Origin of the sequence: Bradyrhizobium sp. USDA 223, from assembly GCF_044909005.1 — a bacterium.
Classification (GTDB): Bacteria; Pseudomonadota; Alphaproteobacteria; order Rhizobiales; family Xanthobacteraceae; genus Bradyrhizobium; species Bradyrhizobium yuanmingense.
Window position 1 is genome coordinate 7,103,297 of the sequence record NZ_JBIYDR010000001.1, and the last position, 15,504, is coordinate 7,118,800.

Below are 15,504 nucleotides of genomic sequence, written 5' to 3' on the forward strand. Positions count from 1 at the left end.
GTCATGCCTGAGGCATTCATCTACGACCACGTTCGCACCCCGCGCGGCCGCGGCAAGCCGGACGGCGCGCTGCACGAAGTCACCGCGCTCGCGCTTGCGACCGTGCCGCTGAAGGCGCTGAAGGACCGCAACAATTTGCCTGAGGATTCGGTCGATGACGTCGTGCTCGGCGTGGTCGACCCAGTCGGCGAAGCCGGCTCCGACATCGCGCGCTTCGCGGCGCTGAAGGCCGGTCTCGGCGAAGCCGTGCCCGGTGTGCAGATCAGCCGCTTCTGCGCCTCCGGCCTCGATGCCGTGAACTTCGCCGCGGCGCAGATCATGAGTGGCCAGCATGAGCTCGTGATCGGCGGCGGCGCCGAGTCGATGAGCCGCGTCGGCATCGGCGCCTCCGGCGGCGCCTGGCCGATGGATCCTTCGATGGCGGTGCCGGCCTATTTCATGCCGCAGGGCGTGTCGGCCGACCTGATCGCCACCAAGTACGGCTTCTCGCGCGACGACGTCGACGCCTACGCCGTGCAGAGCCAGCAGCGCGCCGGCAAGGCCTGGGACGAAGGCCGCTTCAACAAATCCGTGGTGCCGGTGAAGGATATCAACGGCCTCACCATCCTCGCCAAGGACGAGCACATGCGTCCCTCGACCACGATGCAGTCGCTGGCGCAGCTGCAGCCGTCGTTCACGATGATGGCGCAGATGGGCGGCTTCGACGGCGTCGCGATCCAGTCGCACCCGGAGATCGAGCGCGTCAATTACGTGCACCATGCCGGCAATTCCTCGGGCATCGTCGATGGCGCCGGCGCCGTGCTGCTCGGCAGCAAGGAGGCGGGCAGCAAGTACGGCCTGAAGCCGCGTGCCAAGATCCGCGCATTCGCCAACATCGGCTCGGAGCCGGCGATGATGCTGACCGGTCCGGTCGACGTCACCGAGAAGCTGTTCGCACGCTCCGGCATGAAGAAGTCGGACATCGACCTGTTCGAGCTCAACGAGGCTTTCGCCTCGGTCGTGCTGCGCTACATCCAGGCCTTCGACATCGACAATGCCAAGATCAACGTCAATGGCGGCGCGATCGCGCTCGGCCACCCGCTCGGGGCGACCGGCGCGATGATCCTCGGCACCGTGCTCGACGAGCTCGAGCGCACCAACAAGTCGACCGCCCTCGTCACGCTGTGCATCGGCGGCGGCATGGGCACCGCGACCATCATCGAGCGCGTCTAAGGGTTGAGGAGCAACCAACATGTCGTACAAGAACTTCAAGGTTGAGACCGATTCCGACGGCATCGCGCTCGTCACCTGGGACATCCCGGGCCGTTCCATGAACGTCCTCGACGAGACCTCGACCAACGAACTCGAGGCGATCGTCAAGGCGACCACGGCCGACGCCGCGGTGAAGGGCGTCGTCATTACCTCGGCCAAGGAAGCGTTCTGCGCCGGCGCGGACCTGTCCATGCTCGAAGGCATGAACCAGGCCTATGCGAAGGTTTTCAAGGAGCAGGGCGAGACCGCGGCGAACCAGATGCTGTTCGATCAGAGCCGCCGCTTCTCGCAGGTGCTGCGCGGAATCGAAACCTCTGGCAAGCCGTGGGCGGCGGCGATCAACGGGCTCGCGCTCGGCGGCGGCTTCGAGATCACGCTGTGCTGCCATTATCGTGTCGCGGCGGAGAACCCCAAGACGCGCCTCGGCCTGCCCGAGGTCAAGGTCGGCCTGTTCCCCGGCGCCGGCGGCACGCAACGCGTGCCGCGCCTGGTGCCGCCGCAGGACGCCATGACGATCCTGCTCAAGGGCGACCCTGTCACGGTCGACAAGGCCAAGGCGCTGAACCTCATTCACGCCATCGTGCCCGCCGCCGATCTCATCAAGGCGGCCAAGGACTGGATCAAGGGCGGCGGCAAGGCCGTCGCGCCGTGGGACGAGAAGGGCTTCAAGCTGCCTGGCGGCCCGGTCTTCTCTAAGGCCGGCATGATGATGTTCCCGGCCGGCAACGCGATCTATCGCCGCGAGACCTACGACAATTATCCGGCCGCGCGCGCGATCATGAGCTGCGTCTATGAGGGCCTGCAGCTGCCGATCGATGCCGCGCTGCGCGTGGAGTCGCGCTACTTCACCTCGGTGCTGCGCTCGAAGGAAGCGGCCGCGATGATCCGCAGCTTGTTCCTGTCGATGCAGGAGCTCAACAAGGGCGCGCGCCGTCCGAAGGACGTGCCCGCAACCAAGGTGAAGAAGATCGCCGTGATCGGCGCCGGCTTCATGGGCGCCAGCGTCGGCTATGTCTCGGCCCGCGCCGGCCTCGACGTCGTCCTGATCGATCGCGACCAAGAAAGCGCCGACAAGGGCAAGGCGCATGCGCAGAAGGTGATCGAGGAGCAGATCAAGAAGGGCCGCGCCAAGCCTGCGGACGCCGAAGCGCTGCTCGCGCGCATCACGCCGACCGCAGACTACGCCGCGCTGAAGGACGTCGACCTCGTCATCGAGGCCGTGTTCGAGGACCGCAAGGTCAAGGCGGAGACTTTTGCCAAGGCGCAGCAATATCTGAAGCCGGATGTGATCTTCGCCTCCAACACGTCGACGCTGCCGATCACCTCGCTGGCGGAGAGTTTTAAGGATCAGGGCAAGTTCATCGGCATTCACTTCTTCTCGCCGGTCGAGAAGATGATGCTGGTCGAGATCATCCTCGGCAAGAACACCGGCGACGTCGCGCTCGCGACCGCGCTCGACTACGTCCGCCAGATCGGCAAGACGCCGATCGTGGTCAACGACTCCAGAGGCTTCTTCGCCAATCGCTGCGTCGGCCGCTACGTCGCCGAAGGCAACGAGATGTTCCTGGAGGGTGTGCCGCCCGCGATGATCGAGAACTGCGCCAAGATGGCCGGCATGCCGGTCGGCCCGCTCTCGCTCTCGGACGAGGTCGCGCTCGATCTCGGTCTGAAGATCATGAAGGCGACCGAAGCCGATCTCGGCCCCAACGCGATCAATCCCGAGCAGAAGAAGCTGATGGTGGAGATGGTCGAGAAGCAGGGCCGCCTCGGCCGCAAGAACAGCAAGGGCTTCTACGACTATCCCGAGAAGGGCAAGGGCCAGAAGAGCCTGTGGCCGGGTCTCTCCGCGCTGCAGCCGAAGCAACTCGACCCCGACACGCTCGATATCGAGGAGCTGAAGCAGCGGTTCCTGGTGGTGCAGGCGGTGGAAGCTGCGCGCACCGTTGAGGACCACGTCATCACTGATCCGCGCGAGGCCGATGTCGGCTCGATACTCGGCTTCGGCTTCGCGCCGTTCACCGGCGGCACGCTGTCCTATATCGACTTCATGGGCACGAAGAAGTTCGTCGAACTCTGCCACAAGCTGGAGGCGAAATACGGCTCGCGCTTCACCCCGCCGAAGCTCTTGGAAGAGATGGCCGCGAAGGGCGAGACCTTCTACGGCCGTTTCGCGCCGAAGAAGGCGGCGGCCTGACGGAAGCGTCGGTCTACGCAGAAACAAAAGGCCGGATCATCGATCCGGCCTTTTCATTTCCCGTCGCCGAACGGCGAGAAGGCGCGCCCTCCGACTACATCGTCGTCGAGACGGGCCTTCCAGCTGCCTTCGTCGCCGCGGCCGATGCGCACCTTGAAGCGCCAACCATTCTGGTTGGTGAAAGCGATCTCCGTGCCGCCCTTCGTCCTGGCGTAGTGACAGGGATATTCGGTCGGCCGGTCCGGAAAGACGATCTTGCCTTCCTTGCTCTCGAACACGGCCGAGGTGATCTGCGGATGGATCATGAAGATGCAATTGCGTTCCGGCGCGACCGGCGTCGAGAGCCCGAGCATCGCGAGCGGCGCGCCCGCGGCGGTCATGAGGACGATCATGTTCATGGAGGCAATTGTCTCCTGGAGATGCTCCTTCGACGTCGCCGCTGATCAGATGGTTCACAAATGGAAGGGCTGGATCATCGACTTGGCCGATCTGCGTCGCGTCTTGCCATATCGGTTGATGTGCTTTCGTCTCACACGGGCACCCATCCCCGGCCACGCTCGCTCCACCCTGGCACCGCTCTTGCTGATGATCCACCGGATGGCCCATCGACATTGAAGGTGTCCCGCAATGATCCCCACGGTGTCTCAAGACCGCGCAGCCGGCGTTGCGGTACGATACGTCCCGTTGTTGCTGCTGGGGCGGCCGTGGCCGCGCCGCAGGCTCCTGCGGCGGCGCAGAAAAATTCCTTCATGGGTCGGTCTGGTCCTACTCGTCCTCGTCTTTGATGTTGCGCTGGCCGTGCTTGCCTGGTTCGCCGTCGATCTCGTCCTGCACTGAAAGCTCACCTCTGTGCACGTAGAACGTCGCGGCCAAATAGGCCACCTGGCCGGCAAACAGGCAGACGACGACGATTGGAACGCCCGTCCAGAATCCAAAGCCTGAAGTCTGAAGCACCGTCGCGGCAAGGATCGCAGTCGCCGGCGAGACCAGCAATAGAGTCCAGACTCGGAAGAATAGCCCCGTCGCCAAGCCGGTTATTGCACTCGCGAGCAGGAGGAGGAGTACGGTCGTCACGATAGTTCTTCCGGTCCGACGGCTAGCGTCCTGTCCTCGCGCTGAAGCTGAGCCAAGAGCATTGCTCTCACAAGGATGGTGACGTCCCCGGAGCGCACAACACGGAGTTATTGTTAACCCGGACAATGCTCGTAAAATCGGTGTCAGCGCATCGCAAATCTTCGGACTAGCGAATGTGGCAAGGAAAGAGCCGAATCATCGGTCCGGCTCTTCGCCGTCCTTCCGGTCGTGCTTCGCGAACGGTGGACCAGGCCTGATCGGCGATCATCTGGACAATCACTTGGCCTTCCGTCACGATCTCATTTGCTGTCGAGGCCCAGCGCAGGGACCTGGCCCCAAGGGGGGGTCAGCTTCAGATAATCCTCACTATTTCGGGCTTCTTGGCGCCGCTACCGACCTCGACCGGGCCATAGAGCGGGCTGGCCTCCAGGAGCACGATGTGGGGACGGCGGGCACACACCGGGCAAACCGTCCGGTTTCGAGGAATTTCCTTCCCCTGACGCTTGGTTCGGCCGAAAGAACGACTACATGCACCTGCTTGAAATAGTCAAGATTGATGCAGGTGCATCGAATGGAGTAAGAGACGGACGACGAGCTTGAGCGGGACCATGAAACGCAAACCATCGACCGAGGCAACCGCGGCCTGGATCCGCCTGATGCGGGTGCAGAGCCGCGTGCTCGATTGCGTCGAGCAGGACTTGAAGAAGGCCGGCTTCCCACCGCTGGCCTGGTATGACGCGCTGCTCGAACTGTCGCGGGCGCCCTCGGGCGAGCTGCGGCCGGTCGAGCTCGAGCGGCAGATGCTGATCCCGCAATATTCGACCTCGCGCCTGATCGACCGCCTGGTCGACGAGGGCCTCGCCTCGCGGCGCGAATGCAAGATCGACAAGCGTGGCCAGTTCGTCGAGATCACCGAAGCCGGCCGCGAGCTGCAGAAGCGGATGTGGGGCGCCTATTCGGCCGCGATCGAGAAATATGTCGGTTCGAAACTGTCGGACGCCGACGCCGTCAAGCTCAGCAATCTGCTCGATCGCCTGGGCTGCTCGTGCGGCGAGATGAAACTGCCGCCCGCGGCCGCCAACGAAACCATGCCGTCGCGATGATCGCGCGGCAAATCCGCTCGCCCGTGCAACCGGTGGGTTCGCGGGCCATCCCTGTCACCCGCGCGCGTTCGGTCGAAGCGCTTTTGATTAGAGTTTGATATGGCGCGAGACCAGATCGACATGACGCCGCTGCAATCACGCGACGAGCTCGTCGCGTGGTTCGAGGCCGGCTGCAAGGACCCGTCCGAGTTCCGCATGGGCACCGAGCACGAGAAAACGCCGTTCACGCTCGACGGCCATCGTCCGGTGCCTTACGAGGGCGCGCGCGGCATCGGCGCGCTGCTCGAAGGCATGAAGCTCCTGCTCGGCTGGGAGCCGATCATGGAGCAGGGCAACATCATCGGCCTCTACGACGTCACCGGCGGCGGCGCGATCTCGCTCGAGCCCGGCGGACAGTTCGAGCTGTCCGGCGCGCCGGTCGAGAACGTGCACCAGACCCAGAGCGAGCTGATGGCGCACTTGGCGCAGGTGCGCGAGATCGCAACCCCGCTCGGCATCGGCTTCCTCGGCCTCGGCATGACGCCGTCCTGGTCGCGCGCCGATATCCCGGTGATGCCCAAGGGCCGCTACAAGATCATGACCAATTACATGCCGAAGGTCGGTCAATACGGCCTCGACATGATGTACCGGACCTGCACGGTGCAGACCAATCTCGACTTCTCCTCCGAAGCCGACATGGTCAAGAAGCTGCGCGTCTCGCTCGCGCTTCAACCGGTCGCGACCGCGCTGTTCGCCAATTCACCGTTTACCGAGGGCAGGCCGAACGGCTTCCTGTCGTTCCGGTCCGAAATCTGGCGCGACACCGACAATGCCCGTTCGGGCATGATGCCGTGGGCGTTCGAGGACGGCATGGGGTTCGAGCGCTATGTCGATTATGCGCTGGACGTGCCCATGTATTTCGTCAAGCGCGGCGAGGAGTACATCGACGTCTCGGGCTCCTCGTTCCGCGCCTTCTTCGACGGCCGCAACAACAACCTTCCCGGCGAGCGTCCGACCTTGTCGGACTGGGCCAACCACCTCTCGACGATCTTCCCGGAAGTGCGGCTCAAGCGCTATCTCGAGATGCGCGGCTCCGACGGCGGCCCGTGGGGCCGCTTGCCGGCGCTGCCGGCGTTCTGGGTCGGGCTGCTCTACGACGATGCCTCGCTCGATGCCGCCTGGGAGATCGTCAAGCACTGGAGCGCGCATGAACGTCAGGCCCTGCGCGACGACGTGCCGCGCATGGGCTTCAAGGCGCGGATCAAGGACCGCTATCTGTTCGAGATCGCCAAGGAATGCCTCGTTCTGGCCCATGCCGGCCTTCGCCGGCGCGGCCGGATCGACCAGCTCGGCCGTGACGAAACCCGGCATCTCGAGCCGCTCGATCGCATCATCGATTCCGGCCGGACGCCGGCCGAGGAGATGCTGGATAAATTCAACGGTCCCTGGCAGGGTTCGGTGGAACCGGCCTACGCGGAATACGCGTTCTAGACCTCTGAAACCGGGCACCCGGGATTCAGCCGTTCATCGCCCATACAGGTTTGCGGCGATCAAATGACCGGCTGAAAAAACCTGAGCGTCGTCAATAACTCGAAAGCTGTTCCGATGGGGAATTGCCGCCTGTCCGGGGCCATCATGGCCAGCGCCGCGGCATGTGTCGTGCTGCTTTCGCTTGCGTTTGCAAGCGCGCCGGCGCTTGCCCAGACGGCGTTCGACCGGCCCGGCGGCGACTATTTCAGTACGCCCGTCACCTCCGGCGATCCCGAGGATTGCGCGCTGCTATGCGAGCGCGATCGCCGTTGCCGCTCCTGGAGCTTCAACTATCCCGATGTCGAAGGCGGCTCGGCCGTGTGCTGGCTGAAGAACACCGTGCCGGCGCGCGTGCCGGGTAGTTGCTGTATCTCGGGCGTGCGCGGCGCCGGCGTGATCGAGCCGCGCGTGGAAGGCGTCGAGACGTCGATCGACCGGCCCGGCGGCGACTTGCGCAATTTCGAGCTCAAGGACGGCGAAAGCGTCGAGGCCTGCAAGGCCGCCTGCATCGCCGACAACAAATGCCGCGCCTTCACCTATGCCCGCCCCGGCTACACCGGGCGCGAGGCGCGCTGCTTCCTGAAGAAGGAAATCAAGCCGCCGCGAAGGAAGGCGGGGTTCACGTCGGGCGTCGTGCGGTAGGCAAGGTGCCGTAGAGTGGGCAAAGGCGCCTTTGCGCCGTGCCCACGATCTTCCGATACGGCCGCAGGCGCGTGGGCACGCTTCGCTTTGCCCACCCTACGGCACCTCACTCCGCCGCGATCACCGTGATCTCCGGCCACAGCGCCTTCCAGCGCTTAGCCTTCGCTTCGTAGTTCGCCGCGGAAAAATTCGGTCCTGGATTTGGCCGCGCGATCACTGCTGCAATGTCGTCAAACCCGCGCGGTGCATAGACCTCGTGGCCATCGCTTGCGCGCCTGACGCCGACCTGCGTGTTCTGCGTGAGGAAGCGGTCGATGCCTTCCCTCGAGCTTCTCAGCGGCGGATAGGGCAGGCCGTGCTTGGCCGGGTACCACATGTGCACGCGGGCCTGGTTGCGGACCTCGATCTTGGCGCCGAGATGCGCGAGGCGCGTATGGAGGGTGCGGATCACCGCGTCCTCGGCCTCCCACGATGTGTCGGCGTCGAAATAGAACACGTCGTAATCGGCGATGCCGTGGTCGATCGGGCGCCCCGTGAGCACATTCCATACCGTCTGCACCAGGCATCCCGACACCAGCCACGCATCCGGCAGCGCGAGCCGGTGCAGTTCGTCGAGGATCGCGGCGTTGACCGGATTGCGTAAGGCGAGCGCGAGGAATTCGTCCTTGCTCACCTGCGACCGGTCAGTGCACGGCGGTGAAGAACCGCGACAGCCTGAATCCGGACAGCCAGGTCCACACCGGCTGGCTCCGCATGCCGAGGTCCCAGGAGCCGACCACGGCGTCCGCACGGCCGATTAGATTATCGATCGGCAACAGGCCGACGCCGCCGGAGCGCAGCGGCACGCGGCTGTCGGCGGAATTGTCGCGGTTGTCGCCGAGCACGAACAGATGTCCCGCCGGCACCGTCACCTCGGGCGTGTTGTCGAGCGGACCGCTGTCGCGCATCTTGAAGATCAGATGCGAGACGCCGTTCGGCAACGTCTCGACATAGCGATAGGCGGGCTCGCTGCCGCCACGGTCGTTCTCGGCCGCACCGACGCCGTCCGGCTTCAGCTCGGCCGGACGGTCGTTGATGAAGAGCTGGCCCTGCCGCATCTGGATGCGGTCGCCGGGCAGGCCCACGACGCGCTTGACCCAGGCCTGCGAACGATCGCCGGGCCAGCGGAACACGACGACGTCGCCGAGCTTCGGCGTCTCCGCGAACACGCGGCCGCTTTCCGGCAGGCTGATCTGGATCGGCAGCGACGAGGTGCCGTAGCCATAGGGGAATTTCGAGGCGAGCAGCGCATCACCGATCAGGAGCGTCGGCTCCATCGAGCCCGACGGCACGTAGAACGGCTCGGCGAGCGCGCCCTTGGCGATGAAGACCGCGGCGACGATGCCGGCGAGCTGAGCGATCTGTCCGCCCCAGCCGCTGCTTTTGCGCTTGGGGCTGACCGTGACCTTGTCTTCAACGCTCATGCGCCGGTTCCACCCACGGTGATGCGTTCCATCAGCAGCGACGGCTGGCCGACGCCGACGGGCACGCCCTGGCCGTTCTTGCCGCAGGTGCCGATGCCGGTGTCGAGCGCAAGGTCGTTGCCGATCATGCGGATGCGATGCAGGTCGGTCGGTCCGTTGCCGATCAGCATGGCGCCCTTGAGCGGCGCTCCGATCTTGCCGTTCTCGATCTTGTAGGCCTCGGTGCACTGGAACACGTACTTGCCCGAGGTGATGTCGACCTGTCCGCCGCCGAAATTCGCGGCGAACACGCCGTTCTTCACCGAGGCGATGATCTCGGCCGGATCGCGGTCGCCCGCGAGCATGTAGGTGTTGGTCATGCGCGGCATCGGCACATGGGCATAACCTTGCCGACGGCCGTTGCCGGTCGGCTTCATGTTCATCAGCCGTGCGTTCTGGCGGTCCTGCATGTAGCCGACCAGGATGCCGTCCTCGATCAGCACGGTGCGATTGGTCGGCATGCCCTCGTCGTCGATCGAGAGCGAGCCGCGGCGCGAGGCGATGGTGCCGTCGTCGACCACGGTGACGCCCTTGGCCGCGACCTGCTGGCCCATCAGGCCGGCGAACGCGGACGTCTTCTTGCGGTTGAAGTCGCCCTCGAGGCCGTGGCCGACCGCTTCATGCAGCATTACGCCGGGCCAGCCGGCCCCGAGCACGACGTCCATCTCGCCGGCGGGCGCCGGAATCGATTCCAGATTGACCAGCGCCTCGCGCAGCGCGCCGTCGGCAGCGTCGCGCCAGTTCTTGCTCTCGATGAACTCGGCATAGCCGGCGCGGCCGCCATAGCCCTTGCTGCCGCTCTCCTGCCGGTCGCCCTGGCCGGCGACCACGGAAATGTTGACGCGCACCAGCGGGCGGATGTCGCGATAGCTCTCGCCGTCGGGCCGCAGGATCTCGACGACCTGCCAGGTCGCACCGAGACTGACGCTGACCTGCCGCACCCGCGGGTCCTTGTCGCGCAGGTAAGCGTCGATCTCGGCGAGCAGTTTTACTTTTGTCTCGAAGCCTGGGGCATCCAGCGGATTGTCGTCGCCATAAAGGCGGACATTGGTATGCGGGGGCGGCGCCGAGAAGCTGCCGGAGTAGCCGCCGCGCACGGCGGCAACCGCGTCCGCCGCGCGAATCAGCGCCGGCAGCGACACGTCGGAGGAATGTGCATAGCCGACCGCATCGTCCTTGACGGCGCGCAGGCCAAAACCTTGCGAGGTGTCGTAGGTCGCCTGCTTCAGCCGCCCATTGTCGAACATCAGCGCTTCGGTCTGGCTGTATTCCAGGAACAGCTCGCCGTCGTCAGCGCCGGAAAGCCCGCGCGCGACCTCGTGGCGAACCTGGTCGCGGTCGAGATTGGCGCGGTCGAGCAGGGAGGTCGTGGCAGGATTGGTCATGCGTCCGTCCATTAGCCGGGGATGTGGGGCAAGATAATGGTTTCGGACCAGTTCCGCGAGAGCGCGAAGCCTCACATTACGGAAACAAAAGGATTGCCAAGGTTAGCCGCTGCTACGGCAGCTTGTCATAGCCCTCACCCAGTCCGTTCAGGCTGAGCGGGAAGCCGATGCCTTCTTCCGGGGTCTCGAAGATGATGAAGGTCGCGGTCTTGGCGCTGCGGAGCTGACCGAGCAGCTTGTCCTCCAGGACGACCTCGGCGACGCAGCCGTTGGGCAGGCAGCGGACGAAGCCGGCGCGGCCGACGTCCTGGTTGTCGAGCTTGAGCCCGAGGCCGGAGGGCAAGAGGACCCCGAGCGGAGCGACCACGCGCATCAGCCGGCTCTTCTGGTCGGCGGTCTTGAGCACGATCACGGTCAGGCCGGCATTGGAGCGGTCTTCCGCCACCACGCTCTGGATCAGGGCGCATTGCTCGGTCTGGGCGCCGGGCGGGGTGTCGCAGCGGATCTGCCAGTCGCCATGGACGGAGCGCACCGCGCCCTGCGCATGGGCAAGCCCCGGCAGCGCCAGCAGGACCATCGCAGCCACGAGGGCGGCGAGCGCCGGGAGGCCGTTCGCCGGCTTTGCCATCGATCTCGAAAGCCCCATCGGGTCGGTCCCTCTGCTCGCCTGGGTTGCTCGCGCTTGGCGGACTGATCTGGCGGACTGATACGGAATGACGGCGTCTTGAAGGCGATTCCCAAGCAAATTCCGCGCCGCGCACACCGCCATTGCCCGCACGAATCAGGCTGCCGCGTGGCAGTCTTCCAGTGCCTACCGCGGGCAATTCCGCTGTCAAGCCGCAGCGTCCCGGGAAACGGTATTTTTGTCTGATCTTGCTGGGAAATATCTTGCCGGTGATGGCTGGCAGGCGGGGCTCAAGACTGCATTGCGATAGATCAAGAATTATGGTTTGAGAGGCTTGATTTCGCGTTCTAGCGATCTGGCCCCAATTCCTCTTAGAGGTATTCTTGCGTGGCGGTTTGTCGGACTGGCGGAGCGAATAAGCGTTTCCCGCAAGCAGGGAAATGCACGTGGGGTGATTTCGGAAGGGGAGCGCGAACGACATGAGGATGTCGATGGGTCGGGTGGGCCGGCAACTGCTGGGATTGGCCACCATCGCCTTGGTGGCGGCTGGAGTCACGCTGGCGACGGGTGGTGCGGCATTGGCCGAACTCGGGCAGCCGGCGCCGTGGGAGTGGACGCTCCAGCAGTCCGGTTCCCCGGTGATGGACAACATCGTCTGGTTCCATAACTTCCTCTTCGTGCTGATCACCCTGATCACGCTGTTCGTCCTGGCGCTGCTCGTGATCGTGGTCGTCAAGTTCAACGCGAAGGCCAATCCGGTGCCGTCGCGGACGACCCACAACACGCTGATCGAGGTGGCTTGGACGCTCGTCCCGGTGCTGATCCTGGTCGGCATTTCGGTGCCGTCGTTCCGGCTGCTGTTCCTGCAGCTCGACATTCCGAAGGCGGACCTGACCGTCAAGGCGACCGGCAAGCAGTGGTATTGGTCCTATGCCTATCCCGACAACGGCAAGTTCGAGTTCGACTCGCTGATGGCCCAGGACAAGCAGCCCCGCCTGCTTGCCGTCGACAACGAGATGGTGGTGCCGGTCAACAAGGTGGTTCGGGTCCAGACCACGGGTGCGGACGTCATCCACGCCTTTGCGCTGCCGGCTTTCGGTGTCAAGATCGACGCCATTCCCGGCCGCCTGAACGAGACCTGGTTCAAGGCCACCAAGACCGGCATGTATTACGGCCAGTGCTCGGAACTGTGCGGCAAGGATCACGCCTTCATGCCGATTGCGATCCGCGTGGTGAGCGACCAGGAGTTCGCCTCCTGGGTCGAGACGGCGAAGAAGAAGTTTGCGAGCGGCGGCACCAGCACCTACGCCTCCGCGGCCGGCCCGACGCAGTAAGCGCCGGGGGGCGGCCTGAGGGACTGAAAGCGATAAGGGTGGGACCTCCAAAGGTCCGAATGGGACGCAAGGCAGGATTTGAAAATGGCAACGAGCGCAGCGGCACACGGCGATCACGCGCATCATGACGAGCATGCCCATCCGACCGGATGGCGGCGCTACGTCTATTCGACCAATCACAAGGACATCGGCACGATGTACCTGATCTTCGCGGTCGTCGCCGGCATCATCGGTGCGGCGATGTCGATCGCGATCCGGGCCGAGCTGATGTATCCGGGCGTGCAGGTCTTCCACGAGGCCCACACCTACAACGTGTTCGTGACCTCGCACGGCCTGATCATGATCTTCTTCATGGTCATGCCCGCGATGATCGGCGGCTTCGGCAACTGGTTCGTGCCGCTGATGATCGGCGCGCCCGACATGGCGTTCCCGCGCATGAACAACATCTCGTTCTGGCTGCTGCCGGCATCGTTCGCGCTGCTCTTGATGTCGACCTTCGTCGAGGGCGAGCCGGGCTCCAACGGCGTCGGGGCGGGTTGGACCATCTACGCGCCGCTGTCGACCTCGGGCCATCCCGGCCCGGCGGTCGACTTCGCGATCCTGTCGCTGCACCTCGCCGGTGCCTCCTCGATCCTGGGCGCGATCAACTTCATCACCACCATCTTCAACATGCGCGCGCCGGGCATGACCCTGCACAAGATGCCGCTGTTCGTGTGGTCGATCCTGGTGACGGTGTTCCTGCTGCTGTTGTCGCTGCCGGTGCTCGCCGGTGCGATCACCATGCTGCTCACCGACCGCAATTTCGGCACGACGTTCTTCGCCCCCGACGGCGGCGGCGACCCCGTGCTGTTCCAGCATCTGTTCTGGTTCTTCGGTCACCCCGAGGTCTACATCCTGATCCTGCCCGGCTTCGGCATGATCAGCCAGATCGTCTCGACCTTCTCGCGCAAGCCCGTGTTCGGCTATCTCGGCATGGCCTACGCCATGGTCGCGATCGGCGGCATCGGCTTCGTGGTGTGGGCGCACCACATGTACACGGTCGGCATGTCCTCGGCGACGCAGGCCTATTTCGTCGCCGCCACGATGGTCATCGCCGTTCCGACCGGCGTGAAGATCTTCTCCTGGATCGCCACGATGTGGGGCGGCTCGATCGAATTCCGCGCGCCGATGATCTGGGCGGTGGGCTTCATCTTCCTGTTCACGGTCGGCGGCGTGACCGGCGTCGTGCTGGCGAACGCGGGTGTCGATCGCGTGCTCCAGGAGACCTACTACGTCGTTGCCCACTTCCACTACGTGCTGTCACTCGGCGCGGTATTCGCGATCTTCGCCGGCTGGTACTACTGGTTCCCGAAGATGTCGGGCTACATGTACAATGAGGGCCTTGCCAAGCTGCACTTCTGGGTCACCTTCGTCGGCGTCAACCTGGTGTTCTTCCCGCAGCACTTCCTCGGCCTGTCCGGCATGCCGCGCCGCTACATCGACTATCCCGATGCGTTCGCGGGCTGGAATCTGGTCTCGTCGGTCGGCTCATACATCTCCGGCTTCGGCGTGCTGATCTTCCTCTATTGCGTGCTGGACGCCTTCATGAAGAGGGTGCCGGCAGGCGACAATCCCTGGGGTGCTGGCGCGACCACGCTGGAGTGGACGCTGTCCTCGCCGCCGCCCTTCCATCAGTTCGAAGTGCTGCCCCGCGTGCAGTAAGCAATCCCCCCGCGGCGCCCGTGACGGGCGCCGCGGCGCTGTAACGAAGCGAGTCAATCTAAGTGTCCGTCCTCGACCACAACGCCATCGACATCAATCCCCACATCTCCGAAGCGGAGGTTGGCGATTATCTCGCGCTGCTCAAGCCGCGGGTGATGTCGCTGGTGATCTTCACTGCGCTGGTCGGGATGGCGATGGCGCCGGGGCATTTCCACCCGGTGCTGGCGATCACCTCGCTGCTCTGCATCGCGGTCGGTGCAGGCGCCTCCGGGGCGCTCAACATGGCGCTCGAGGGCGACATCGATTCCAAGATGTCGCGCACGGCGAACCGGCCGATCCCGCGCGGCCGCATCACCCGTCCTGAAGCGATGGCGTTCGGCACGACGCTCGCCTTCTTCTCGGTGATGACGCTCGGCATCCTCGTCAACTGGGTCGCGGGCGCGCTGCTCGCCTTCACCATCTTCTTCTACGTCGTGATCTACACGATGTGGCTGAAGCGCTGGACCGCGCAGAACATCGTGATCGGCGGTGCCGCCGGTGCGCTGCCGCCGGTGGTGGCCTGGGCCTCGGTGACGGGCACGGTCGATGTCGAGCCGCTGCTGCTGTTCGCCATCATCTTCTTCTGGACCCCGCCGCATTTCTGGGCGCTGGCTCTGTTCCGCTCCGACGACTACGCGCGCGCCGGCATTCCGATGCTGCCGAACGTCGCCGGTCCCGACGCCACGCGTCTGCAGATCCTGCTCTACACCATCGTGCTGATCGCGGTCGCCGCCGCGCCCTGGGCGCTCGGCTATTTCGATGCCGTCTACGGCGTGGTCTCGCTGCTCCTCGGTGCCGGCATGCTGGTGCTCGCCATCAACGTCTATCTGCGCCGCGAGCGCAGCCAGTCGCTGCGCGCGACCCGCAAGCTGTTTGCGTTCTCGATCCTGTACCTGTTCGCGCTGTTTGCGACCCTGCTGGCCGAGGTCGTGTACCGGGCGCTTGCTCCGATGGTTGGGGGCGCATGATCACCGCGATGGCCGACAAACCCGAGCCGGAAGGAATCGTCCTCACCGAGGCGCAGCGGAAGAGCCGTCGTCAGCGCTCCATCGCGATCGCTTTGGCGCTCGGCGTGCTCGTGGTGCTGTTCTTCGCCGTCACCATGGTCAAGGGGCCGGCCGTGCTCGTGCGGCCGATGTAGGAAA

15 protein-coding genes are annotated in these 15,504 nt (G+C 64.8%); 9 read left to right on the forward strand and 6 right to left on the reverse strand.

The genetic code is table 11. The annotated features are described in order from the left end of the window. Positions 1-3 precede the first annotated feature (3 nt). The gene (locus ABIA40_RS33020; RefSeq protein ID WP_157285676.1) at positions 4-1,212 is read left to right on the forward strand and encodes an acetyl-CoA C-acetyltransferase; all 1,209 of its coding nucleotides are present in this window, start codon (positions 4-6) and stop codon (positions 1,210-1,212) included. 19 nt (positions 1,213-1,231) lie between these two features. Beyond that, a complete protein-coding gene (locus ABIA40_RS33025) occupies positions 1,232-3,445 on the forward strand; it encodes an FAD-dependent oxidoreductase (protein ID WP_225140707.1) in 2,214 nt (737 codons plus the stop codon). Positions 3,446-3,498: 53 nt separating this feature from the next. Here ABIA40_RS33025 and ABIA40_RS33030 read toward each other — a convergent pair whose 3' ends face one another. Then, positions 3,499-3,843 carry a hypothetical protein gene (locus ABIA40_RS33030; protein WP_404545450.1) on the reverse strand — a complete coding sequence of 115 codons (345 nt, stop codon included), beginning with the start codon at positions 3,841-3,843 and terminating at the stop codon, positions 3,499-3,501. 367 nt (positions 3,844-4,210) lie between these two features. Next, positions 4,211-4,519: a hypothetical protein gene (locus ABIA40_RS33035; RefSeq protein ID WP_404545452.1), complete on the reverse strand. Its 309-nt coding sequence runs from the start codon at positions 4,517-4,519 to the stop codon at positions 4,211-4,213. Between the two features lie 608 nt (positions 4,520-5,127). Here ABIA40_RS33035 and ABIA40_RS33040 point away from each other — a divergent pair. From ABIA40_RS33040 to ABIA40_RS33050, 3 genes are all read left to right on the forward strand, one after another. Next, complete coding sequence (locus ABIA40_RS33040) at positions 5,128-5,622, forward strand: MarR family winged helix-turn-helix transcriptional regulator (RefSeq protein ID WP_035996519.1); 495 nt, start codon at positions 5,128-5,130, stop codon at positions 5,620-5,622. A 99-nt stretch (positions 5,623-5,721) separates the two neighbouring features. Next, the gene (locus ABIA40_RS33045) at positions 5,722-7,092 is read left to right on the forward strand and encodes a glutamate--cysteine ligase (RefSeq protein WP_271546262.1); all 1,371 of its coding nucleotides are present in this window, start codon (positions 5,722-5,724) and stop codon (positions 7,090-7,092) included. A gap of 114 nt (positions 7,093-7,206) precedes the next feature. Next, on the forward strand, positions 7,207-7,773 hold the full coding sequence (locus ABIA40_RS33050) for a PAN domain-containing protein (RefSeq protein ID WP_404545454.1): 567 nt from the start codon (positions 7,207-7,209) through the stop codon (positions 7,771-7,773). A 106-nt stretch (positions 7,774-7,879) separates the two neighbouring features. Here the strand turns inward: ABIA40_RS33050 and ABIA40_RS33055 are convergent, their stop codons facing one another. The 4 genes from ABIA40_RS33055 to ABIA40_RS33070 form a co-directional block, all read right to left on the reverse strand. Continuing rightward, complete coding sequence (locus ABIA40_RS33055; RefSeq protein WP_404545456.1) at positions 7,880-8,446, reverse strand: nucleotidyltransferase family protein; 567 nt, start codon at positions 8,444-8,446, stop codon at positions 7,880-7,882. A 10-nt stretch (positions 8,447-8,456) separates the two neighbouring features. After that, complete coding sequence (lepB, locus tag ABIA40_RS33060; protein WP_036020560.1) at positions 8,457-9,236, reverse strand: signal peptidase I; 780 nt, start codon at positions 9,234-9,236, stop codon at positions 8,457-8,459. Then, entirely contained in the window at positions 9,233-10,660 is a 1,428-nt protein-coding gene (gene tldD, locus ABIA40_RS33065; protein ID WP_404545458.1) for a metalloprotease TldD, read from the reverse strand. The genes lepB and tldD overlap by 4 nt, the downstream gene beginning before the upstream one ends. Positions 10,661-10,772: 112 nt before the next feature. Further along, positions 10,773-11,306 (reverse strand): invasion associated locus B family protein, encoded by a 534-nt coding sequence (locus ABIA40_RS33070; protein WP_198399886.1) that lies wholly within the window; start codon positions 11,304-11,306, stop codon positions 10,773-10,775. 458 nt (positions 11,307-11,764) lie between these two features. On the opposite strand from ABIA40_RS33070, the gene coxB reads away from it, so the two are divergent. The 4 genes from coxB (at position 11,765) to ABIA40_RS33090 (ending at position 15,500) form a co-directional block, all read left to right on the forward strand. Continuing rightward, a complete protein-coding gene (coxB, locus tag ABIA40_RS33075; protein WP_271546252.1) occupies positions 11,765-12,619 on the forward strand; it encodes a cytochrome c oxidase subunit II in 855 nt (284 codons plus the stop codon). Positions 12,620-12,703: 84 nt separating this feature from the next. Further along, the gene (ctaD, locus tag ABIA40_RS33080; RefSeq protein ID WP_035996582.1) at positions 12,704-14,320 is read left to right on the forward strand and encodes a cytochrome c oxidase subunit I; all 1,617 of its coding nucleotides are present in this window, start codon (positions 12,704-12,706) and stop codon (positions 14,318-14,320) included. A 62-nt stretch (positions 14,321-14,382) separates the two neighbouring features. Continuing rightward, positions 14,383-15,327: a heme o synthase gene (locus ABIA40_RS33085; protein WP_271546250.1), complete on the forward strand. Its 945-nt coding sequence runs from the start codon at positions 14,383-14,385 to the stop codon at positions 15,325-15,327. Further along, on the forward strand, positions 15,324-15,500 hold the full coding sequence (locus ABIA40_RS33090; protein WP_035996586.1) for a hypothetical protein: 177 nt from the start codon (positions 15,324-15,326) through the stop codon (positions 15,498-15,500). Before ABIA40_RS33085 ends, ABIA40_RS33090 begins: the two co-directional genes overlap by 4 nt. The last annotated feature ends 4 nt before the right edge of the window (positions 15,501-15,504 follow it).